Below are 23,276 nucleotides of genomic sequence, written 5' to 3'. Positions count from 1 at the left end.
GTTATAACTCCTTCTCCATGTTTCATAAAAATTAAAAAGCCCTCTTCGATAAAAAGAGGACTCTACAACTCTTCTTATCTTTCAGGATTACTCCTGTGGATTTAGCACCTTTTAAGCCATTGCTTAATGGTTGCCGGGTTTCATTGGGCCAGTCCCTCCACCTCTCTTGATAAGGATCGATATATTATATTTAATATTCTGAATATTTTCACAAATAAAAATCTCTCTACAATAGAGATAGAGAGAAACATTCGAAAGACTATGAATCTCTTATCTCCGCTAAGTGAGTTCCACTTAGATTGGAATTGGCACCTATATTAAGTAAAAACTTAATGGTTGCCGAGGTTTCTTCGGGCCAGTCCCTCCACCTCTCTTGATAAGACAAGATTGATATTTATTTTCAATTTTTAAATTCCAAGGAATACACTACACTTTAGCATGCTTTTATTGAAATTGTCAATATATTTCGACATTTTTTGTATTAACTATTTAACCCATTCGTCAGCCAAAATCCCATAAACAACATGGTCAACAAAATGATCATATATCCATTCACCACTTCTAATAGTACCTTCCTCTACAAACCCTAATCTTTCAGGGACATTTCTGCTTTTTAGATTATCGACTGCAGCTCTAATTTCCACTTTATTTAATTTTAATTCCGTAAAAGCATAGTCAGTTAATGCTTTAGCTACTCTTGTCATTATTCCGTTCCCCTGATACTTATCCCCTAGCCAATAGCCGATAGATGCGATCTTGTTAGACCAATCAATACTGTTAAAACCAGCAACTCCGACAATCTCAGCTTGATATAAAATGACTGTGGTAAGACTCTTATTGTCAGCAAAACCTTTAACACATGATTGAATAAATGCTTTGGTATCTTCCACTTTAACAGTACTATCCACCCAAGGAAGCCATTCCCGTAAATAGTCTCTTGAATTCTCGGTTAATTCAAAAACGCTGTCTGCGTCTCTTAAGTCAATAAGTTTCAAAGACAAATCCTCATCCATTTTATATACAAACATGTCAGTCCCCCCAATTGGTAAATTGAAAATATTTTATCAGAATGTGAAACTTAATTCTAGTCTTATTTGCAAACTTTTCCAAAAATAAAGAGCCTATATAGGCTCTCATATGTTTTAAATTACTGTAACATTTGTTAAATCTGCTTTATTTCTTTTCAATACAGCATAGGTTACTTTATCCATTGTTGCTCCGTCGAAATTTGCTTTATGACAATAGTAAGCATATTTAAAAGGTACATTTCTAAATACAGCATTTTTAAAGTTTACACCTTTAAGTGCACTTAGGTAAAAACTCGTACCATGGAATGTGGCCCAATTTAGTTTTTGTAAGGTCTATTAATGTTTTTATTCTTGAATCCAATGGTGATCCCCTTTCTTTCAGACTATAAATTAATCCAGCTTAATCAGTTGTCGTAATAGTGCTAAATTATTCCTTTAAATAAATATACGAAATATATGCAAGTTCGTCATTTTTGAGAGCTTCTGTTAGGGACTGTTTCTTCATATTAATTAAGAGATGCGATACCTAGAGAAGTATCGCACCATAGTCATAATACTAATTCAATTATTTTCTTACACCAGTCTTCCCTTTCATCTAGACCAGTCATTTCACTAAGTTGTTTGTTTAACCTAAAAAATTCCGGTGTCATACTAGCCATTGTTTTCATAATATCATTAGAATTTCGACTACAATCCCAACTTTCTAACCATGATAATTGCCACTCTTTTAAATGGCTTCTTTTTCCTTCTAATTTTGTCCAAATGCCGTATGGACCGTCTACTCGTTGCTCCATTTCCATATACCATCCGGAAACGATAAGCCACCGAATTCTATCTAAATTAGCTAAAGCATAATAATTTTCACGTCGCATTACAGCACGATAAGTTTCATGATAAAAAGCAAATACTTTACCTCTCCATACTTCAACCTCATCCATAGTAGGTCTATATCTGATTGCAGCCGATTGTTCCAGCACTTTTGTAACCATACCATGCGGGTCGTAAAGTGCTTTAAGTCCGTGCAACCAGACAGTAGGTTGTAATTCATTTGGTTCCTTATAAAATGTGTCTATTTTCACAAAACATTCATAATGTGTCACTATTACCGGACTGTTTTTAACACCTTCAAAATACAGAACATCTCCCCATCTTTTAGGACGTTCAAACTTTTCACGAATAAACTCCGCTTTTGTCTCAGGAGTTACGATAATATGCAAGTCAATATCAGAATAATCATCATAGTTTCCTTTTGCTAATGAACCACTTTGATAAATAGCTAAAACATTCTTATCTTTTGTTAAATCTTTCAATGCATTTTCAAGTAACTTGTCACGGTGCTTTGGTAACTGCAAATCTCTTTCTTGAAATTTACTTACAAATCCCACACATTCTATAACACTCCTTTTCAATTCAGCTAGAAAGCCAATTGGTTTTATGTTAGCTTTTATAAAAAAAGCAATAGCCATTAGAATAAGTATTCTTCTAACGCATGAAAAACGCCATCTTCATTATTGGATGTAGTTACTACGTCTGCCTTTTCTTTGAGGTCTTCAGGAGCATTCCCCATTGCAATACCTAGCCCAGCAAATTCCAACATTTCTAAATCATTATAAAAATCCCCGATTGCTATTATCTCTGATCTATCAATTTTCAATTTATATAACACTTGTTCTAAAGCACTTGCCTTATGAGCATTTGGATGAATAATGTCTTGGAAAAATCCATCACTTGTTTTACGCAATTGTTTTAATTTTATATCTCTCCACCCATCCACCCTTTCTTGGTCATCCACTGTGAATTTCATCACTTTATCTGTTAAAGTCAATAAATCCTTATGGATAATAGGATTTAAGTTGAACTTTTCAAAAAGCTCGATTTGATATTCATTAATTTGTTCAACATAAAAATCAAATGCTGTACAAACTGAAAATTGAATGCCATGTACTCTACAATACTTAATAATCTCCGCGACCTCTTGAATATCATATGAGAATTCATAAATTATATCTTTACTGTCTGTTTTAATAGTAGTAGCTCCATTGTGAGAAACAAGTATTCCTTCTATCTCTAGTTCATCTAAAATAGGACGTGTTTGCTGCAGACTTCTTCCAGTAGAAATGACTACTTCAACCCCCGAATGATATGCTTTATTCACTGCATTAATTGTCTTTTGAGTTAATACTCCATTTCCGTTTAATAATGTACCATCTACATCTAAAGCAACTAATTTGTATTTCAACCCATCACCCTTCTCTTAAAGATTAAAGTTGATAGCATAATAACTAAATATTAATTAAGTCCATAACCTTTCAACTTCTATCAAACTATTATTATCATCAAAAGTTAATTGATAGATATCAGGTTTGGATGTACTTCTCCAAAAGTTATACCCATAACACTCATCAAAATAGTTCATGATAATTGTCATAATGTTCCCATGTGTCCCAATCACTATTTTCTTTCCATTGTATTCTCTTAAAACCTGCTTGATAACTGGAATTGCTCGTTTTTGAGCTTGTGTGGTAGTTTCTCCACCTTCTAAGCAATATTCTTTATTTTCAAAAGATTGCTCTATTGCTTTTAATAGTTCTTGTTCAGGAAGTCTATATTCCAGTCCCTTTATCGGTCTTTCCTTTAATTCTTCATACTCTTTAATGGTTAATCCTTTAAGAAGTGCAAGTCCCTGAACAGTCTGAACTGCTCTTTTATATGGACTTGAAACAATTGCAGCAATATCCTTGTCCATTAACAATTCAGTTACTTTCTTGGTAGCTATTTCGCCATCTTCAGATAACCCCCGAACTCTCTCTTCACCAAGCTTAAACGGAGACTCTGCATGTCGGACCATATATACCACTGTTACCAACAACTATCCCTCCCACAACTACTGTACCTCCAAGACAAAACAATGCTTTTTACTAAATCGCGGTGCTTTGCTATGGTGTCAGTTTAGATATGATGCTTAATATCTTTTTCTAAATAATACCATATTATTACTATTAGTTTGGTAGTTTTATATACTTTTTTAAACTAGATTTTGGCAATATAACTATAAGATGATACTATTTGGTATATAATTATTACTATAAATACTATTATGCAATGAGGTTACGTAATACATACAATGTAAAATTATAAAAAGGAGATGCAGAATAATGGAATCATCCAACCGATTCTTCAAGTTTATTGGCGGTAAAAATATCTTTTATATATTAGCTTTCTTCATCTTAATCGGAATTACCATATTCATTTATACAAAGGTTTCTTTTATCTTTCATCCATTGAAAGTTATTTTTTCTACTCTGGCCCCACCTGTGATCTTAGCCTTTATTGCATACTATTTATTGAATCCGGTGGTAGATATTTTAGAAAGACTGCGCATCAAAAGAATATGGGGCATTATTATACTGATTCTTGGTATTAGTGGAGCCTTAACAGGAATTATTTTGTTAACCGCACCAGCTATTGAAGCACAGGTGAAAGATTTAGTAGAGAAATTTCCAAGCTATTTAAGTCAACTTGGAAATAGCATGACGACATGGATTCAAAACTCTTTCTTAGGACCATATTATGATGAAGGCTATAACTGGCTGATGGAAAGATTGGGAGAACTTCCAGAAATAATCGGAAATTATATAACTACTGGGTTTCAAGGGGTACAAAATATTGCAAGTACCATTACAAATACAGTTGTATCTATCATTACCTTTCCATTCATTTTATTTTTCCTATTAAAGGATGGAAAAAAGTTTAAACAATTTACCGTAAAAGTATTTCCGCCACGTTTTCGTGATGATATCAAGCAAATCTTGTCTAACATGGATACCCAAGTAGGTTCCTATATACAAGGTCAAATCATCGTTGCTTCCGTTATTGGTATCTTGTTATTTATTGGTTATCTCATCATTGGACTTGATTATGCATTTACGTTAGCAATTGTTGCAGCTGTTACAAGTGTTGTTCCCTATTTAGGTCCAACCATCGCCATTATTCCAGCTATTATTATTGCTATTGTCAGTTCACCATTTATGTTATTAAAGCTAGCTATTGTATGGATTGCGGTACAATTTTTAGAAGGTAATTTCGTATCACCTAACGTTATGGGAAGAACCATGAAGGTTCACCCATTAACGATTATTCTTGTTTTACTCATTGCAGGAAATTTATTCGGTATACTCGGGATCATTCTTGGTATCCCAGGCTATGCAATTGTGAAGGTAATTGGAGGTTATTTATTTTATAAATTCAAGAAACGATATAACAAGTATTTTGGAGAAGATCGTGGAAAATATGAAATGGAAGAATGATAAAAGCATCTGGTAGAAAGCAGATGCTTTAAATCTTTAAGTATAGCTGTTACCGGTATCTATTATGAATAGGTTTAAACAAATCTTCATCACTATTTCTAACGATTGAAAAATTGTCTACATTATAATGTCCGTGAAGAGTTTCGTTGTGGTGAAGAATGATTTGTTGTGCAGTTAAATTTTTAGAATCAGATGTAGAATGACCATCTCCAACCAAGGTTACATCAAAATTACTGACTGTTGCCGTTCTAACCGCAGTATCAATACAATGTTCCGTCTTACATCCCATTATTACAAGATGTTCTACGTTAGAATTATTCAAGTGTTCTCTTAAGGGGGTACCATAAAACGAATTGGTAGCTTCTTTATCAAATACTTCCGCAGTGGATGGTACCTTTATATCCTTATGTATCTGAAATCCTGGTCCTTCCCCATTGGAAACTTCTAAATCTCTCACAAAAACAATAGGGATATTCTCAGCTATCGCTTTTCGAATGACTGTGTTAATGTTATTGATGATTTTTTCTTTATCAATAACACCCTGTTCTTCAGGACTACCTTCCATTAAGTCTTGTTGAGCATCGATTATCAATAACGTTTGCTTCAATATTTCTCCCCCTTTAGTAGTTATCATTTAACCTTTACTAATTTTTATAACAACACTTATTAATATTAAGCTTCGATTATTTTCTGTCTTCGCTTTTAAAAATCATGTCAAAGTATATTCTTCGAAAAAGTAACATCTTTTCGTTCAAAGAAAAAAGGGTGCAGTATGTTTTTATTTTATGGTTTAGCTGCCCATATTTCTATTTCAATTTTGATTTCCGGTAAACCCAACCTTGAAATATATCCAATTGTCATTGCGGGATAGTCATTGCTAAATAACTTCCCCCATTCTTCGTACATGTAATTCCAGTCTATTTCTTCCGTTGCCCATATATTCACTTTTATAATATCACTAGTAGCTAAATTCTCAGAGGCTAAAACAGTCTTTATATTATAGAAGGTATTGCGAATTTGCTCGTTCATACTTTCGGGAAATTGTCCGCTCTGATCTACACCTATTTGGCCTGATGTCACAAACAACTCTGCATTTCTGGGGATTCTGGTAATGTGTGTATAATGACCAACTGGTTCCGGCATATTTGTCGGGTTTTTCCGAGTTATTTTTCCGCTTTCCATATAGCCCTTCACCTCATTAGTTTTAAATTGAATCTCAATTTTTAGTAGAAATAATCAATCGCAGTGCCCCATTAAAAAAAGGCATATTCCTATGTGAACCAAATTTTTCATCCCATATTCCTGAATCAAGATCATCTTTTAATCTCTTCACTAGCTTGTGTTCTACACCTTCTGAAAGGAACCCCCAAGCTGATTGAGATTGTCGTATTTCTTTTTCAAGGAAAGCTTCTGGCCTAGCATAAAAAGCCTCTTGAAATCCATCTTGGCAGTCGATCGGAATAGGAATTTCTATTATGTCAGATTCTCCTCCTAATTTTCCTACGATATCATCTATTTTCGGATATCGCGCCTTTTCTACTTCAATCAATTCCGGAAAATAATAAGCATTCCAGAAGACATCTAATGCTTCAGGATCATAAGTCATGATAACAATTTGATCTTTCGTAACCCTGCGAAGCTCTTTTAACCCTTTTTCAAGGTCTGGCCAATGATGTATGGTAAGTGTAGCCATGGAAGCATCAAAAGAATATTCATCAAAGGGTAATGAATCCGCTGTTCCAATAACAGCAGGAACTTTATTAGCTTTCAGGCGTTGCATTCTCATTGAACTGGATGGTTCCACTGCAACAACATAACGATCATTAGGCTCATAAGATCCACCACCAGCACCAACGTTAAGCACCGTTTGTGATGAACCAAGAGCATCTATTATATATTGCGCAATCCTTTCATCTGTCTGTCTATAAGTGGAATATTTCTTACCGTGTATGTCATAATTAAAACTAGGATTTTCTATATTCATTGTATTACTCCTTTATATATATTATTTATAACAAATACAAAAGAATATTTAGATTCAGCAGCGATTCAATTAACATTTAAAGCCACTAAATGTAACTAGTTAAAAAACCGAATATGCTTTAATTGTGATTTCACTCTGTCCAGCTTTTTCCTAAATTTATTTCTGTTGTCAGGAAGTAATTCAATGTTTAATTTGGATGCGATGGTTTCTACTACACTATCAATAGGCATATGATCAGTGTCAATTCGATATTGAAAGATATCATTGGCTAAACCTTCAATACATCTATCTATCTGTTGTTCTGCCCATGAGTTTTTTCTTTCTCCTCTTTTTCTTAATCTTTTCTTCAACGTTTCTTTTGATGCCCATAATACAAAATCATGCACTATAATACCGTCATTCCTTAGTTTGCCAACGATTTCTTCAAAATACTGTGGATTTACTATAGTCATCGGAGCAATAACCACACCATCATGTTCACTCACTATGTATTTAATTGTAGTATAATTTAGCTCACGCCATATACTGTAATCCTGAAAATCGGCTTTACATATATTCTTAGGTATATTCCTATTTAGAAAATAACCGATGTTTTCTGGATCATACACAAAAGAATGAGGGATTCTGCGATTTAATTCAGATGAAGTTTGAGTTTTTCCTGATCCAAATGCTCCATTAAGCCAAATAACCAATTAAACCACCTATATTCCTGTAATAATCATCCAGTAACGCTTGTGTTTAAAGTCTCTAAACATAGTATTTCCACCTTTAATTCCTGATAATAAAAGCTTTTTTTATACAATCAAGAAATAAATAGCTACTGAAAAAAGCACTCGTACTAGTGCACCCTTGATTTTACTTTTCTTCCACACATCCAACGTACAGGTAACACTACCCACAATCAAGATAACAATTCCAATATATTTTATGAAATTAAGTCCTAATATATTTCCGACAGACGAAACAAATTGACCAATCATAAGAAAACCGATTGTATAAATAAAATGGGAAGATGTAAAATCCTGCTTAGCATAAGCTCTATCATCGGTATCCATTTTAATAAGCCCTTGCAACCATAAAGGTTGGTGTTCCCCACATAATAAGGAAAGTTACTAATCCATCATAATCTATATTCAATTATATCCCATCCTGTTATCCTAATCTTTGGAAATATCATTCTCCCATAATTGTAACCTCCCAGAGAGGTTATAACAACAAAAATTCCCATTATTTACTACATATATATTTTTGTATAAACTAGAGGAAGCTATGATAAAGGAGGCAATTATATTGAATGTTAACGAATTTCAAGATTGGGTAAAAGAACATTATGATCGAAGAGGTTGGACAGATCTAGATATTTTTATACGCATTGGTTTCTTAGCTGAAGAAACAGGAGAAGTCGCTAGAGCTATTAGAGCTTTGGAAATTGGCAGAGATAGACCAGATGAATCTCTAGGAACCATATCACAGCACAAACAAGAATTAACAGAGGAACTTGGCGATGTTATTGGTAATATCATCGTTATTGCTAATAAATACGAGATTCCACTTGAAACAATTTTTCAATCCCATCGTGATAAATTAGATAAACGTTTTAATTCAAATAAATAATGATTTTGACAAACTATTTATATGATACAAGCCTTGCATTTTATTTAAACGCAATTTTTTCTAGTACTATATGAGCTGTTGAAGATTTCATCAGCTCATATTAAAGAATGAGATGATATTTCATCTACACTAAAGCTTGGCAAGTAATCCGATAATCACTCCTAATATTGGGCCTTGTAACACCTCAATTAAGTCTATATACTCACGTCAAATAATCAATTAAACTATTAAGTCTTGATTGAGAGTCAGTTATGATATTCCATTAACCAACAATCTTGATAATCCCCTTCGTGAAGTTCATGATTTGAGAGTATTCTAACTTTTTTAAATCCACACTTTTCATAACAATGTAATGCTCTTGTATTTGTGGTTTGGGGATCCATATCTATGCGATCTGGATTTTTATGTTTAATTAAAAATGCAACCATAGAAGAAACAAGCAATGTACCAATACCTTTATTCCAATACTTTTCTTCACCTATAAATTGATCCATGCCAAAAATATTCTCATCAACATATCTATATTCTTCTATCGTCTAATCGATAATTGGATATACCCTATTTCTCTGTTATCATACTCAACAATACACTTAACTGTTTCATCTTTATGATCATAAAAAGCTTTTTCAACTTTTTCTAAATCAAAAGGATTGTCTCTTCCTTCATAAAATTCCAGAACCGACGGATTGGAAAGCCATTTTGCTAATAGGTAGCTATCCTTTTTTTCTAGCTTCCGTACTTTTAACTTTTCATTTTGGAATAACACTCATACTTCTCCTCCCATATCAAGTTACTTCTCTTTTAAAATAAAATACCATTCCATTAACCCCAGCCAGTTCCCATCCTTCTCGACCTAGTGAATTTAATTTTTCAGTCATTATTGTACTGAAATCAGTATTAGCCTTCCAGTGAATTTGAATGTCTTCCACTCTATTTTCGAATTGTTTCACTTACCTTCCACTCCTTTCAAAGTTAATATTTCTCCAAAGAACAACCGCTGTAATTGCCATCCAGAAATAGATCGATCCATAAAGTATTCTTTGTAAGAGACCACCTGGAAGACTGATAAATGGAGGTTGATAAAATAGAAAGATTAGTGAGCAAGTGGTAACTATCGTACTAATGAAAGTAAAAATGGCTAGTTTGGGCTTCACTTTGCGAATAGCAATACTTATAAGTATCAATGCAGGAATTTGAACAATCATACCTGGTATGGAACCGAATGTATGCCAAAGAAAATTTATATCAGCAGGAATAATACCGGAAATGTTATAGCTGAGTCCAAAGATAACCAATAATAAGGTAGCTATTCTTGTCTTCTTATTATCTGGCCAAAATTGATGTAAAGCTATAGCGCCAAAGAATATAACAATGCCTGTAACAGTAAATGTCCAATTCATCAACAAGTGGTAGGGAGAACAAATTTCATACGGTGCTAATGAATAGGTATTCGTCCCACATGATGTGACACCTAAGTCACTCATCGGTTGTTCAAGAAAATTGTATGATGCAGTAGTTGCTTGAATAACGATATACTCAATAACGAAATATAAACTTAATGATATCCAACTTACAAAACCAATTCCGGCAATTATCTTGTGTTGATTCCGTAATAGTAAAACTATAAGAAATGCGATAATGGTTAATAAAGTCATCAAAATGTAAGGTGTATACATTGCAGCCCTACCAAATATATTCTTAAAATCATTTTAGCATATAATTCCAATTCATTTTCATAAAAAAAGGATTGCCACTCTCGGCAATCCTTTTTTTAATGATACCTAAACCAAACAAACCACTCATCGTCTTTATTTTTTGCTAAAAAGATTTGACCTTCTAAAGCACTAGCACTTACTCCTTCCCACTTAGGGAAATACAATCTTACTAACCACGATTTATCCGCAACTTCTTGTCCGCAAAAGTTTTTAGCCATCTCATAATATATTTCATCCTGTTTTCTGCCAACTGTTTTTGGAAAAGGAAGAACAGTTCTTAACTCCCATTCAGAGTACAAGTCTCCATGTTCACCTTCTACATATGTATCAGCAACAATTTGTTTTAGCTCCTTTAAAAGTTCATACTTATTTTTGATGGTTGTGTCCTTTAAATCTTCTAATTTGGGACATGCCACCTCAGATTGTGCGTAAATTTGATTTGGTACAAGGACAAATATAAGTAGGGATATCAGTACAACTATTTTTTTCATCAGCTTCACCTCTGTACTAGTGTCCCGGTTAACTTGTTTGATATTCAATACACATTTAAGAAATATTTAAGAAATAATTTATTGTTTTCTAAGGGATAGGGGTTAGTATATCTTTTGTAACAAATAAAATATAAAGGAGTCATTACTGATGTCAAATCAAAATGTTTATCATTCATTTAATTGGAAACTTATTGTCATTCTTTCATCAATAGCACTTATAAGACCTTTTTTGAGTATGTTTGGGATATCAGAGGCAATTGGAAAACCAGTCGTTAGTATCACTGCAACAATTCTCATTTCATTGACGTGGATCGTCGTAGTTGTTTTAAAGAAAGAAGCACAACCTCTACTAACATTAATCTTTGTTGGGATAGGTTACGGTATCTTAGCCATAATTATAAGCGGAATCTTCTCACCAATTCTAACGGGACATTTACAAGGACCGTTAACTAATCCTTATGCAATTGTTAGTGTGTTGTTTACTAATGCAATCTGGGGAGGCATTACAGGGGCAATCGCAACTATATTCAGTAAAATTAATCATAGCTAAAAAACGAGAAAGCGGGACAAAACATAATAAAATAAATAGATTAAGTACCAGTTCGTTGGATTTCTGCTTCCCTTCTTTGGATATCATCATTTATCCAAGGAGGAAGGTGAGCCCTTCCTTGGATTAATGCTCATCTTCCTGGGATAACTTCCTCCCTTCCTTGGATATAATCATTTATCCAAGGAAGAGAGAGCTTTTTCCAAGGAGCGTGGTGAGCTCTTCCTTGGATTAATGCTCCGCTTCCTTGGATATTTGCCTCTCTTTCTTGGATATAATCGTTTATCCAAGAAAGAGAGTGTTTTTGTCAAAAATCAAGCAGTCTCTTTTTAGTTAATAAGGATTCTCTAACTGCTCACAAAGCTCCTCCCATTCATGCTCCACTTCTTCTTTTTCTTGATACAACTGTTGCAATATCTCCAAATCTTCCGTTTCCAGCAGTTTCTTTTCTATCGTTGAAATTCTTTCTTCTAATAATTCTAAGGCTTTCTCAAAATTATTATTTTCTATACGCTGATTAGTTGATGTTGAATCCTTCTGTACCGATGTTTTCTTCTTTTTCTCCGTATGTTCCGGAATTTCTTTTTCCCTTAATTCAGCCATTTTCTGCTTTGCCCAATTATAGTCACCTTCAAAGCAAAAGAGCTTCTTTCCTTCAATCCAATAAATCTTGTCAAATAGCTTATTAAGAAAATAACGGTCATGGGACACAGCTAATATGGTACCTTGAAATTCTTCCAGAGTTTCTTCCAACACTTCTCTAGAATCAATATCTAAATGGTTCGTAGGTTCATCCAGAATAAGCAAGTTAATGTCTTGATACATCATTTGCGCCAATCTTAAACGCATCCTTTCTCCCCCACTAAGCTGTGCAACTTTTTTAAAAACATCATATCCATAAAACATAAACCTTGCTAAAATCTTCCTAGCTTCTCCTTCAGCTACTTTCACCACATCTCTAAACGTCTCGATAACTGTTTCGTCTTTTACATCAAAGAAGATATTCTGAGAAAGGTAACCAATTTTGACATTACTGCCTACCCTCACCATTCCTTTATCCGGTTCCAGTTGTTGCAAGATTAGTTTGATTAATGTTGTTTTACCTGTTCCATTTTCCCCGATAACTGCTACTCGTTCCTGGTAGGTTACATGCATATTAAGATCATGAAATAACTGCTTTTCATCGAATGCTTTTGAAACTTCTTTAAGGATGATCACATCATTTCCACTTCGATCTGCTCCATCCATTTGAAGACTCATTTTTTTACGGTTTAATATTGGTCGCCGTAATTTTTCCATTCTTTCTAACGCTCTTTCCATATTTCTAGCTCTTCTATGAAGATCAGCATTTGGGGGATTGGCTCTATTTGCCCAGTCTCTCAACCGTTTGATTGCTTCCTTCATCTTTTTTATTTTCTTCTGTTGTTCCTCATAAGCTTGAAATTCTCGTAAAAGCTTCGCCTCTTTTTCCTTAACAAATCCTGAAAAATTAGTATGATAGGTATTTACTTCTCCATCTTCCAAATCAATGATCTTATTCACAACCTCATCAAGAAAATACCGGTCGTGTGAAATGATAAGGACTGTACCATTATATTCCTGGAGAAAACTGCCGAGCCACTCGACTGCCATTAAATCTAAATGGTTCGTCGGCTCATCCAAAAGGAGTAAGTCAGGTTGTTGGAGTAACATTAAACCTAGACCGACTTTTGTTTTTTCTCCTCCACTTAGTTTTGAAAAAGGCTGATCTAGCAATAACGGAATGTTTAAACCTTGTACAATTCCCTCAATTCGCGATTCTATTTCATAACCACCATTAAGGCTAAACTGATCTTGTAATTGTCCATAATCAGTGATGAGTTTTTCCAGTTTATCAGGGTTTGTCTCCTTGCTCATGTCCATCTCTAACCTCTTCATTTTTTCTTCAGTTTGAAGTAAAGAGGAAAAAGCAGACCTTAATACATCTTTTACCGTTGTTGCCTCTTGGTACTGAGGTATCTGTTCAAGATAACCGATCTTCGCTCCTTTTTGCCAATGGATTTGTCCTGTATCAGGAGTCTCGAGGCCAGCCAGTAAGCGTATTAAAGTCGTTTTCCCGCTACCATTGGGTCCAACTAAACCAACACGTTCTTTTTCTTTTATTTCAAATGTTATATCTTCAAAAATCGAATTGCCTCCGTGCATCTTCGCTATTTTATTTACACTACATACAATCATTTTGATGTCCTCCTAATAAATATAAAAAAAGCTATGAGAAGACATCTTCCCATAGCGTCAAAATTAGACTTGTCATAGAAGTTCCGAAAATTCCGTTCTATAACCATAAAAAAAGAAGAGCATGAAAAAGCTCTCCTTACAAACCGTCCATATAGGTGGGGTAAGAGATGTTTTCACCGTTTTAGCTTGCTATTGAATTGTTAAAAAAGGACATACGTATCCCGTTAACAACTTCAATCGCAAATTTTGCACGGTTAAAATAAAGAAATTCAGTCCAATAACCGTACACTAAAACAGCTTGATTCAACATCTTACCACCACCTCCGTTCGTTTAAGTTATTTATATTTTATTACTTGGAGGGATTTTTTTCAAGCTTTTACTAACTAGTAATTAGTTATTTAAGTATAATTAATGGTAAATCTCTATCTTGAACAATGGAGGAATGTATAGTGAAGTCAATAAAGGTTTATCATTACGATGCGTTTAGTAAAAAGCCTGGTAAGGGAAATCCGGCCGGTGTAGTATTAAACGGTGACGAATTGTCTGCAGAAGAAATGCAAGAAATTGCCTTTAAAGTTGGATTTAATGAAACAGCTTTTCCGGTTAAATCTGATATTGCAGACTTAAAAATACGCTTTTTCACGCCAGGCCACGAAATGAATTTATGCGGTCATGCAACAATGGCGACTGTTTATGCTTTAAAATCAAAGGGCTTACTTGGAGATAAAACAAGTCTTACAATTGAAACGAAGGCAGGGATTTTACCTGTTATCCTTCATTCAACTGAAAAAGACGAATTCCTTATTACAATGAAACAGGCTCCCCCAACATTCAAAGCATTTAATGGTTCAAAGCAGGAGCTAGCAAAAGCTATCGGATTAGATGAATCTGATCTTCATGATGAGTTACCAGTTTTATATGGAAGTACTGGAACCTGGACGTTATTAGTGCCAATTATAGAATTAAAAGCTTTTAAGGAAATGAAACCAAATAATAAAGAATTTCCTGCTATATTAAAGGAAATGCCAAAAGCATCAGTTCATCCCTTCTGTATGGATACTTATGATATCCACGCTGACATGCATGCACGGCACTTCTCTTCTCCTTATTCAGGTACGATTGAGGACGCTGTAACAGGAACTGCTTCAGGGGTAATGGGTGCTTATTATGCTAAATACATAGATACCAACTTCCAAGAATCTCTGGAACTATTAATCGAACAAGGCCATGAAATAAACAAAGATGGTCGGGTTATCGTTCATGTTTCAAAGCAAAAAAATTCTTTTGATATTGAAATTACCGGTAGTGCAGTTTTGGTGGAAGATTTTCAGGTATTACTAGAGTGAAAATACACGAAAGATGATAGGAGTTTAGATAGTGATATTAGTAATAAATGGGGAGGATAATCATTTCTCCCCCCACGATTTATGGAAACAATAGAACCTTTTAATCTTGATTGACAAACTTCAAATCTAACTTATCTATATTATCTAAAACTCTGTCAAATCGTATTTGCTTTGGTTCACTAGGGAAAATGTGATGCTCATATGGGTCTCCTAAAGTCCTAAAGAATGGTTCAAACAGGCCAGTCGCTAATAAACCTATCATCTTGGTATAATGGAAATCAAAGCGATAGGAGTGAATGATGTTCTCCGGTACGTGAAGAAAATCCCCAGGGTACATTTGAATTTCCTCACCATTTGCCCACATGGTCATTTTCCCTTCAAGACAAAAGAATGTTTCAGTATGGTGTTCATGGTAATGATCGTTAATCTTTTCTCCCTTTGGACCTTCACTAGCAACGATAATAAAATGACCATCTGTATTTTTTTGAGATGCAATAATTCTGTGCAGTTGATCACCAGCTACTAAACGATCCCCTTCTCCAGACTCAAGCACATAAGGGATTATGTTATCAGGAAGTTCATTATTATCGACTAGTTTTGCATTTCCAATTTCCCGATCCCACAGAAATCTAACATCCATGGAATTCGAAGCTTCCATAAACTTCTCATGTGGAATTTTGTTACTAACCAGTGGAGGACGTTCTATCTTTTGATATGGTTGCCCAATGATTGAATACAGGTTTGCTGTTTCTCCTTTTGCCGTATATGATACAAATCTTGTTCTATGGCTCTGCATTCGATAACTATGGATTGTTCCTGGTGGAATATGTGCATAATCTCCAGGTAAAAGTAAATAATTCTCTTCATTTATGGAAAGTTCAAGCTTGCCATCGAGTAGTAAAATTCCTTCATATGTTTGATCATGAATGTGAAAAGGAAATCCATCCCCTTTTCCACCTGAAACCAACACAATCTCAAACTTATTCTCTGTACTTGTCATATCAGCCATAACAGTAGCTACTTGTCTCCCAAAAAGATATCGCTTTCCCTCACCACTTCGAAGTAAATAAGGTGTTTTCTTCATAGGTAATTCCATAAAGATAGTTGATTGCACAATATCGCTCCTTTCTTACCAAATTTTACTATTCTATTTAATTCTAAAATATATGAGGGCTCTATTCAAACACTATCGCTTCTGCTGAAACAATTATCAAAAAAAATAAAAGCAGAAAGAAAAAATTCTTTCTGCTTTCGTCTTTAAAATGAGTATTCTTCTCCATCCTCTGGAACCAAGACATTTGAGGATATTTTTTTTTCATCTGCAAAGCTTATTAATTCTTCTCTTGATAGTGTCCAATGATTGACAGCTTCCATGTGACTAGCAATAATTTTCGCATTGGGAGCAGCTTGATACACTTGATAGACATCCTCTTTGCCCATCACTAGAGAACCACCTTCAAAAAATTGGTTATCTCCAGCATTTACAACAATAACTTCTGGTTGATGTGTTTCGATTTCTTGCTGTACGCCGTCATACCAAACCGTGTCCCCTGCTATATATAATGTTTTTTCATTTGCATGTTTAAAGACAACACCACATACTTGACCGGCAATTTTTAATATTTCTCCTCTACCATGCTCACCTTTCGTTTTCACTAATTGAATATCTTCAAAGACAGTATCTACTTGTAAGACTTCCACATTGGTAAAGCCAGCATTTTTTATTTCTGAAGCATCTTCTTCATTTTGTGAAAACAATTTGATATCTTTTGGAAGTACCTCTTTAGCAGCGTCATCCCAATGATCTAAATGTAAATGTGTAACAATTACTGCATCAATATCTTCTATGATTTGTTCAACTGATATTGGTAAGCTAACTAAAGGATTCATTTGATCTTGTCTTACTGAATCTGGTAACGGCGGGTAAGTACCTTTGTCAGCTAGAAATGGATCAATTAAGAATTTCTTTCCTTCATAATGGACTACTAATGTTGCATTTCGAATTTGTTGTATCTGCATTTTTAAAACTCCTTTGCTTTTATTTACATCTATTTTATATTAAGATCTATTCATAAATACATGGATAAAATCAAGTCTTTTGGCTAATTAACTTGATTAATGAAAGGATAAAAAAATGTTAGATAGTACGGATATACGAATCTTAGAAGAACTGTCCAACAACAGTCGGATAAAAATGAAGGAATTGGGCGAAAAAGTACATTTAACTGGCCAAGCTACTGCAGATAGGGTTGCCAAACTGGAAGACAGTGGTGTTATTGAAGGTTACACGATAAAGGTTAATCAAGCCAAGTTAGGTTGTTCTATACATGCTTTCATAACGATCATTACACAAAGTATAAGTCACCAGCCTTATCTTGCTTTTATCAAAACACAAAAGCAATACCTCATTAATAACTATAAAATTAGCGGTGAAGGCTGTTACATGCTTGAATGTAAATTTCCATCACATGAAATACTGGATAACTTTCTAGAAGATTTAAATAAATATGCGAATTATAAATTATCTATTGTAATAACAAAAGGTTCAGCTAACTTTTAAGGCTGAACCTTTTTTGTGTTATTTTAACAAATCATATTGTTTCACAACTTCTTGCGTAACGTCACTATCTTCTGTAAGATTGCTCACTTCCTGCAACACTTTGGCAATTCCGTTTTCTTCAATCATTGCTTGAAGTTTTACCGCTTCTTCATCCTCTTGATGATCAAATAGTAAAGCAGCAGCAATAGCTTTAGATAGGTTAGTAAACTGTAATCCTGCTTTTTGTGCTTCTGTTGCTGGACGAACCAAGCGATCTTCTGGTCCTAGTTTTCGAATTGGAGCACGTCCTACTCTTGTTACACCATCATTTAAATACGGATTTTTGAATCGACGAACAATCTTTTGAATGTATTTAAAGTGCTCCTCTTTATCTAAACCATACTGCTTAACTAGGTAATCACCAGTCTCTTTTAACGTTGCTTCCACTTGTTTCTCTATTGCTTCATCCGCTAATGTTTTATCAATAGTTGGCTTTCCATTCAAGTAACCAAGGTAAGCAATGACTGCATGTCCTGTATTAACCGTAAATAGCTTTCTCTCGATAAATGGAGCAAGCTCAACAACAATTGTCATTCCTTCAACGGCTGGAATATCTTCTTCTGCTTCCACGACCCACTCATAATAAGGCTCCACCAACACATCAAGTGAATCATTGTCTTCTTGAATTGGCACGATACGATCAACAGCAGAGTTAAAGAATTTCACTCTTCCTTCTAGCCTTTCTTTCGTATCTTCATCAAGATTGTCTAAAATATGTTGTTTTAAAATGTCAGTTGCTCCAATCTGGTTTTCACAAGCAATCACATATAGCTGTTCATCTGTTTGGTACACACGTTCCGAGATACCACGTGCAATAAGTGGTGCAATTCTTGGTAAAATGTTAGGACCGATCGCAGTAGTCAAATAGGTTGTGTTTGTAATTGTCTCAATAACCTCGTTTTCCTGCGCCATATTGTTTAGTCCTGATACATTATTGATTGTAGTTGTTTCCTGTTTATCTGTTGCTAATTTTACTTGGTAACTCTTTTGTTCATTTAATTGATTGATGATTTGATCAGCGATATCAACGAAAGTTACATGATATCCTGACTCGGAAAATAATGCTCCGATAAATCCTCTACCGATGTTTCCGGCACCAAAATGAACTGCCTGTTTCATTACGATCATTCCTTTATCCATTTATTTTGAAGGTAGTCTGAAAATAAATCCTCTAACTTGCCTTTAATCATTTCTTCACTCGAAGACGAAAAAATCATCAACGCTGTGTCATTCTCAATCAGACTCGTACTAATGAGACTTAGTATTTCTTGTTCTTTGAAACTTAGCTTTTCAGGAGATAGCATTAACAGTAGATTTTTTAACTGTACTTCCTTGCCATCCATTCCTTTAATCACACAAGGATGCTCTAAATGACATATTTGAAAAATAAGCTCGTGAATACTGGCATCTCGGCAATGAAATAAACCCATATTCGTATCCGGTATGCCTAGGCCTCCTATTTTCTCCCTGTCCTGTAGCTTTTGAAAAACTCTCGCAGCATCTGTGATTAATCCTTCTTGTTCTAATTCTCCTACCATCTCTTTTAACACTTGCCTATAGTCTTCGTTAGACTTCCGGTATACACGGAAATTATCCAGGATTGCTTCGATACTGGTTTGGACATCTTTCATTTCCTGTAAAACATCTTGCAAGCTTGATGGTTCTTGTCTAGTCTCTTTACCACTATCTTTCACATACTTCTTCTTACCAGTTAGTTGTTGAATATTACTCTGCAAGAAGCTGCGAATCATCTGAATGTCTTCATCACTTAATAAAGGCGACACCAAAATATAGTGAACATCATCAAATGGAAGCCTAACAGTAGAAATAACAATATCAAACTCATCTAAATTCGATTTTTCCATTTCTTTCATTGATTTGATTTCGACGGAATTGATTTCCGTAAATTCTTTCTGGATACGACTTGCCAGCATCTTGGAAGTGCCTATCCCTGTTGGACAAACGACAACAGCATGTATCGTTGTCTTCTCCTCATTCATTAATAATGCAGAGCCAAAGTGAAGAACGATAAAGGCAATTTCATCATCTGGGAAGCTGATGTCAGGAAATTCTTTCTCCAGACTATTCCGAACAGCCATGAATAAAACCAGATATTTCTTATTTATTTGCTCTGTTAATGGATTAAACAATCCCATCTGATGCTTTAACCGAAAGATGGAAGGCTCCAAATGGGCTAGCAGTCCCTGAAATAACGAAAAATCTCGTGATAAATCAACGTGTAATTGGCTTGAAATATCTTGAATGATATTCTTAATAATCTGTCCGAGCATAATACTGTCATAGTCTATCGTCTCAGAATCTTGTAGTTTAGACCCTTTTAGAATTACATCCAAATAATGAACATCTTTCTTTGTTAATGGGATCGATAATTCGGATTTTAAATCGTCACATAGCTGGCTAATCAACTGGAACGGTCTTGTTGAATCTTCATCTTCTGAGTCCGTTTCTTCCTCCAACAAGAAGTCATTCTCTACCCGTTGCAACGTAATCGCAATGTGAACGATAAGCCCCAAATAATCATTATCAGCTAACCGTGTCTGTCCTCTATCAAACAAATGATGAACCATTTCATCAATTAAAACCAGGTAATTCGGAGGAAAATAACCGAGTACAGGTCCATCTAAATGATTATTCTTCTGCAATAGATACAGACTTTCTAATAGCTCTTCGTGAAAATGAAACAGGAAATAAGTAGCTAATGCTTTACGCATATTCGCTTCTCTACCATCTATACTTACACCGACACCTCTTTTTCGTGTCAATTCTATTGAAAATTTCTCTAACCAATCAGTCACATCATCCAAATAGGAAGCAAGCGTTGTAACACTTACTCCAAGTTGTTTTGCCAGGACCTGCGCCTTAAAAAACGATCCTTCATGTAATAATATAATGAGTAGTTGCAACTTTTTTTCTTCTGGTGTTTCATCTGTTGGATGTACATGGTACAACTGCTGCATTAGCTTAAAAATATGTTCATTTTTTCCATCAATCATTAGACCATCATTGGTTGTGCGCCTCAATTGTAATTCAAAGGACTTCAAGATGTTTCCCACAGCCTTTAAATCACGTTGTACAGTTCTCACACTTACATGGAGATAGCTAGCAAGTGAACGTGGTGTGTGCTTACCAGACGTCTTCATTACTAAATCAATAATTGATTTTTCTCTTGACGTAATAAACATGCTACCCACTCGTTTCTCTTATAAATTGATCTCAGGTAATATAACAGAATAGAAAGACAGTAACATACCATCTTTCTACTCTTTTTAATCATTTGCTATTGATAATGTCTAGCAATTCTTTCGTTGTTTTCGCTTGTACCATCTGTTCAATATTTTCTTCATCTGAACAAACCACTGCGATACCAGAAAGAATGTCTAAATGCGTACCATCTTTTCCTGCGATTCCAAAGATTAGTTTCGCTTCTTGACCATCAAAATCAACGCCATTAGGAACTTGAAGAACAGTAAATCCTGAACGTAATACCGCTTTTTTCGCTTCTTCTGTACCATGTGGAATTGCCACATTATTTCCCATGTAAGTCGAAGTTACATTTTCGCGATCGATCATCGCATCGACATAACTATCTTCTACGTAGCCGGCTTTGACTAACACTTCACCTGCAAAACGAATGGCCTCTTCCTTCGTAGCAAATTCCTGATTAAGGAAGATGTTTTCTTCTCGTAACAAGTCGTCATCATCGTGATCATGATCTGCACCAGTTACATTTGCTTCTGTGTCTTCAACCACTTCAGCTAGTTCTTCAATGACACCATTTTGTAAACTGTCAATTAACTTGTCATATTCCGGACTTGATAAGAAGTTATCTACTGAAATGTGATAAGCACTAGGTAATTTACCTTTTGCACGCGGTGTTAACTCTTCTTGCGTAATAACCACCTGTGCATCATCCGGTAAGTTACTAATGGCAGTGTTGGTGACAGAAACATTTAGATCTGCTGCTTTCACTTTTTTACGTAGCAGGGAAGCTCCCATTGCACTTGATCCCATTCCAGCATCACAAGCAAAGACAATCTTATTCACATCTTCTGGTAAAATACCTTGGTTGGCCTGAATTGCTCCAGCCACCGAACTTTTCTTCCCTTTCATTTCTTGCATTTTTTTTGTTGCTTCTTCAATATCTTCATCATCTTGTTTACCTGATTTTAACACAAATCCAGAAACAACGAACGAAACAATCGTAGCTACGATTACAGCAGCAAAGTTGGCAAAGTAAACACTTGCTTTTCCAGGTGTAACTGCAGCAATCGCAAATATACTACCAGGTGATGCAGGAGCCGATAAACCTCCACCAAGTAGCACTAAGGTGAAAATTCCACTCATACCACCTAGAATAACAGCAATTAACAGCATTGGGCGCATCAATACATATGGGAAGTAAATTTCATGAATACCCCCAAAGAAATGAATGATTCCTGCTCCCGGAGCAGACTGTTTTGCGCTTCCTTTTCCAAACAACATAAATGCTAATAATACACCAAGACCTGGTCCCGGGTTTGCTTCTAATAAGAAAAGAATAGACTCACCTGTACTTCTAGCCTGTTCTAAACCAATTGGAGAAAGAATTCCATGATTGATTGCATTATTTAAGAATAAGATTTTGGCAGGTTCGATAAAGATACTTGTTAATGGTAATAGACCTACACCAATTAACCAATCCACACCTGCAACAAGTAGTTGGGTAAATCCATTTACTGCTGGACCAATAGCTAAGAATGAAAGAATTGCAAGTAATCCACCAAGAATACCAGCAGAAAAGTTGTTCACCAACATTTCAAAACCAGATCTAATTTTGCCTTCCATTGCTTGATCGAACTTTTTAATCACGTAACCACCAAGCGGCCCTATGATCATGGCACCTAAGAACATCGGTGTATCTGGAGCGCCTACAATAACCCCCATTGTAGCGATCGCACCTACGACACCACCACGCTGATCATGAATTAATTTACCCCCTGTGTAACCGATTAACAATGGTAGTAAGTAAAACACCATTGGATCAACTAATTTTGCAAGGTTTTCATTCGGAAGAAAACCATCTGCAATAAATAACGCAGTAATAAGTCCCCATGCAATAAATGCACCGATGTTTGGCATTACCATAGAACTAAGGAAGTTACCAAACTGTTGGACTTTTACCTTTATGTTTGACTGAGCCATTATATTTCTCCCTTTCCATGTAGTTTTTTATATCCCTCTATTTAAATCATATGACACAGTTATCCTACCTTCAAGATACTTGAAAACTAACTTTGTCGCGAGGTTTATGACAAACCTATTTTTTCTTGACAGAATAGGATTTATACAGACATTGTTTGGTCTCCTTGGTGTCAATGATTCTCTTATAACGACACAAACAATTCGATTCTGTTTTGAACTCATCAA

At 35.0% G+C, this 23,276-nt stretch carries 26 protein-coding genes, 1 pseudogene and 2 riboswitches; of the genes and pseudogenes, 5 read left to right on the top strand and 22 right to left on the bottom strand.

The window, feature by feature from the left end; all coding sequences use genetic code 11:
- Nucleotides 1-71: 71 nt before the first annotated feature.
- Nucleotides 72-176: riboswitch (SAM riboswitch) on the bottom strand.
- A 91-nt stretch (nt 177-267) separates the two neighbouring features.
- Nucleotides 268-383: riboswitch (SAM riboswitch) on the bottom strand.
- A gap of 102 nt (nt 384-485) precedes the next feature.
- The 5 genes and pseudogenes from GI584_RS04420 to GI584_RS04405 all read right to left on the bottom strand — a co-directional run bounded on the left by GI584_RS04420 (nt 486) and on the right by GI584_RS04405 (nt 3,885).
- Nucleotides 486-1,028, bottom strand: coding sequence for a GNAT family N-acetyltransferase (locus GI584_RS04420; protein WP_153790382.1), 543 nt, complete (start codon nt 1,026-1,028; stop codon nt 486-488).
- Between the two features lie 114 nt (nt 1,029-1,142).
- Nucleotides 1,143-1,292 (bottom strand): annotated as a pseudogene (locus tag GI584_RS24360) (pentapeptide repeat-containing protein); the annotation flags it as partial.
- A 284-nt stretch (nt 1,293-1,576) separates the two neighbouring features.
- The gene (locus GI584_RS04415; RefSeq protein ID WP_153792910.1) at nt 1,577-2,413 is read right to left on the bottom strand and encodes a nucleotidyltransferase domain-containing protein; all 837 of its coding nucleotides are present in this window, start codon (nt 2,411-2,413) and stop codon (nt 1,577-1,579) included.
- Between the two features lie 80 nt (nt 2,414-2,493).
- On the bottom strand, nt 2,494-3,267 hold the full coding sequence (locus GI584_RS04410) for a Cof-type HAD-IIB family hydrolase (protein ID WP_100361838.1): 774 nt from the start codon (nt 3,265-3,267) through the stop codon (nt 2,494-2,496).
- A 54-nt stretch (nt 3,268-3,321) separates the two neighbouring features.
- Nucleotides 3,322-3,885 carry a histidine phosphatase family protein gene (locus GI584_RS04405; protein ID WP_228552402.1) on the bottom strand — a complete coding sequence of 188 codons (564 nt, stop codon included), beginning with the start codon at nt 3,883-3,885 and terminating at the stop codon, nt 3,322-3,324.
- Between the two features lie 298 nt (nt 3,886-4,183).
- Here GI584_RS04405 and GI584_RS04400 point away from each other — a divergent pair, with 298 nt between their 5' ends.
- A complete protein-coding gene (locus GI584_RS04400) occupies nt 4,184-5,335 on the top strand; it encodes an AI-2E family transporter (RefSeq protein WP_100361840.1) in 1,152 nt (383 codons plus the stop codon).
- 49 nt (nt 5,336-5,384) lie between these two features.
- Here GI584_RS04400 and GI584_RS04395 read toward each other — a convergent pair whose 3' ends face one another.
- From GI584_RS04395 to GI584_RS04375, 5 genes are all read right to left on the bottom strand, one after another.
- A complete protein-coding gene (locus tag GI584_RS04395; protein ID WP_100361841.1) occupies nt 5,385-5,942 on the bottom strand; it encodes an isochorismatase family protein in 558 nt (185 codons plus the stop codon).
- A 176-nt stretch (nt 5,943-6,118) separates the two neighbouring features.
- Nucleotides 6,119-6,517, bottom strand: coding sequence for a RidA family protein (locus GI584_RS04390; protein ID WP_100361842.1), 399 nt, complete (start codon nt 6,515-6,517; stop codon nt 6,119-6,121).
- Between the two features lie 34 nt (nt 6,518-6,551).
- Nucleotides 6,552-7,319 (bottom strand): class I SAM-dependent methyltransferase, encoded by a 768-nt coding sequence (locus tag GI584_RS04385; RefSeq protein WP_153790380.1) that lies wholly within the window; start codon nt 7,317-7,319, stop codon nt 6,552-6,554.
- A 95-nt stretch (nt 7,320-7,414) separates the two neighbouring features.
- Nucleotides 7,415-8,011, bottom strand: coding sequence for an AAA family ATPase (locus GI584_RS04380; protein ID WP_153790379.1), 597 nt, complete (start codon nt 8,009-8,011; stop codon nt 7,415-7,417).
- Between the two features lie 102 nt (nt 8,012-8,113).
- Nucleotides 8,114-8,374: a hypothetical protein gene (locus GI584_RS04375; protein WP_228552339.1), complete on the bottom strand. Its 261-nt coding sequence runs from the start codon at nt 8,372-8,374 to the stop codon at nt 8,114-8,116.
- Between the two features lie 235 nt (nt 8,375-8,609).
- Here GI584_RS04375 and GI584_RS04370 point away from each other — a divergent pair, with 235 nt between their 5' ends.
- Nucleotides 8,610-8,933: a MazG nucleotide pyrophosphohydrolase domain-containing protein gene (locus GI584_RS04370; RefSeq protein ID WP_153790378.1), complete on the top strand. Its 324-nt coding sequence runs from the start codon at nt 8,610-8,612 to the stop codon at nt 8,931-8,933.
- A gap of 245 nt (nt 8,934-9,178) precedes the next feature.
- Here the strand turns inward: GI584_RS04370 and GI584_RS24285 are convergent, their stop codons facing one another.
- From GI584_RS24285 to GI584_RS04355, 5 genes are all read right to left on the bottom strand, one after another.
- A complete protein-coding gene (locus tag GI584_RS24285; RefSeq protein ID WP_325063423.1) occupies nt 9,179-9,427 on the bottom strand; it encodes a GNAT family N-acetyltransferase in 249 nt (82 codons plus the stop codon).
- A gap of 35 nt (nt 9,428-9,462) precedes the next feature.
- Nucleotides 9,463-9,699: a GNAT family N-acetyltransferase gene (locus GI584_RS24280; protein ID WP_325063422.1), complete on the bottom strand. Its 237-nt coding sequence runs from the start codon at nt 9,697-9,699 to the stop codon at nt 9,463-9,465.
- Between the two features lie 19 nt (nt 9,700-9,718).
- Nucleotides 9,719-9,883, bottom strand: a complete 165-nt coding sequence (locus GI584_RS23770) for a hypothetical protein (RefSeq protein WP_194842120.1) — start codon at nt 9,881-9,883, stop codon at nt 9,719-9,721.
- Entirely contained in the window at nt 9,884-10,609 is a 726-nt protein-coding gene (locus GI584_RS04360; protein ID WP_153790377.1) for a DUF998 domain-containing protein, read from the bottom strand.
- A gap of 95 nt (nt 10,610-10,704) precedes the next feature.
- Complete coding sequence (locus GI584_RS04355; RefSeq protein ID WP_153790376.1) at nt 10,705-11,139, bottom strand: hypothetical protein; 435 nt, start codon at nt 11,137-11,139, stop codon at nt 10,705-10,707.
- A 148-nt stretch (nt 11,140-11,287) separates the two neighbouring features.
- Between GI584_RS04355 and GI584_RS04350 the strand changes: the two genes are divergently transcribed.
- On the top strand, nt 11,288-11,689 hold the full coding sequence (locus GI584_RS04350; RefSeq protein WP_153790375.1) for a hypothetical protein: 402 nt from the start codon (nt 11,288-11,290) through the stop codon (nt 11,687-11,689).
- Between the two features lie 330 nt (nt 11,690-12,019).
- On the opposite strand, the gene abc-f is transcribed toward GI584_RS04350, so the two are convergent.
- Complete coding sequence (gene abc-f / locus GI584_RS04345; RefSeq protein ID WP_153790374.1) at nt 12,020-13,903, bottom strand: ribosomal protection-like ABC-F family protein; 1,884 nt, start codon at nt 13,901-13,903, stop codon at nt 12,020-12,022.
- Between the two features lie 181 nt (nt 13,904-14,084).
- Nucleotides 14,085-14,213 (bottom strand): RAxF-45 family protein, encoded by a 129-nt coding sequence (locus tag GI584_RS24205; RefSeq protein WP_267902838.1) that lies wholly within the window; start codon nt 14,211-14,213, stop codon nt 14,085-14,087.
- A gap of 140 nt (nt 14,214-14,353) precedes the next feature.
- On the opposite strand from GI584_RS24205, the gene GI584_RS04340 reads away from it, so the two are divergent.
- Entirely contained in the window at nt 14,354-15,250 is an 897-nt protein-coding gene (locus GI584_RS04340; RefSeq protein WP_153790373.1) for a PhzF family phenazine biosynthesis protein, read from the top strand.
- Between the two features lie 100 nt (nt 15,251-15,350).
- Here the strand turns inward: GI584_RS04340 and GI584_RS04335 are convergent, their stop codons facing one another.
- Both GI584_RS04335 and GI584_RS04330 read right to left on the bottom strand, forming a co-directional pair.
- The gene (locus tag GI584_RS04335; RefSeq protein ID WP_153792909.1) at nt 15,351-16,346 is read right to left on the bottom strand and encodes a quercetin 2,3-dioxygenase; all 996 of its coding nucleotides are present in this window, start codon (nt 16,344-16,346) and stop codon (nt 15,351-15,353) included.
- Between the two features lie 161 nt (nt 16,347-16,507).
- Nucleotides 16,508-17,269: an MBL fold metallo-hydrolase gene (locus tag GI584_RS04330; protein ID WP_153790372.1), complete on the bottom strand. Its 762-nt coding sequence runs from the start codon at nt 17,267-17,269 to the stop codon at nt 16,508-16,510.
- A gap of 115 nt (nt 17,270-17,384) precedes the next feature.
- On the opposite strand from GI584_RS04330, the gene GI584_RS04325 reads away from it, so the two are divergent.
- The gene (locus GI584_RS04325; protein ID WP_100361854.1) at nt 17,385-17,810 is read left to right on the top strand and encodes an Lrp/AsnC family transcriptional regulator; all 426 of its coding nucleotides are present in this window, start codon (nt 17,385-17,387) and stop codon (nt 17,808-17,810) included.
- Between the two features lie 18 nt (nt 17,811-17,828).
- Here the strand turns inward: GI584_RS04325 and GI584_RS04320 are convergent, their stop codons facing one another.
- From GI584_RS04320 to GI584_RS04310, 3 genes are all read right to left on the bottom strand, one after another.
- A complete protein-coding gene (locus GI584_RS04320) occupies nt 17,829-18,968 on the bottom strand; it encodes a mannitol-1-phosphate 5-dehydrogenase (RefSeq protein ID WP_153792908.1) in 1,140 nt (379 codons plus the stop codon).
- 5 nt (nt 18,969-18,973) lie between these two features.
- Nucleotides 18,974-21,052, bottom strand: a complete 2,079-nt coding sequence (locus GI584_RS04315; RefSeq protein ID WP_153790371.1) for a BglG family transcription antiterminator — start codon at nt 21,050-21,052, stop codon at nt 18,974-18,976.
- 88 nt (nt 21,053-21,140) lie between these two features.
- Nucleotides 21,141-23,051 carry a PTS mannitol transporter subunit IICBA gene (locus tag GI584_RS04310; protein ID WP_153790370.1) on the bottom strand — a complete coding sequence of 637 codons (1,911 nt, stop codon included), beginning with the start codon at nt 23,049-23,051 and terminating at the stop codon, nt 21,141-21,143.
- Nucleotides 23,052-23,276 lie beyond the last annotated feature (225 nt).

It is taken from the genome of Gracilibacillus salitolerans, assembly GCF_009650095.1.
Classification (GTDB): Bacteria; Bacillota; Bacilli; order Bacillales; family Amphibacillaceae; genus Gracilibacillus; species Gracilibacillus salitolerans.
The sequence above is the reverse complement of the archived record's forward strand: the minus strand, read 5'-3'. Positions and strand labels throughout refer to the sequence as shown.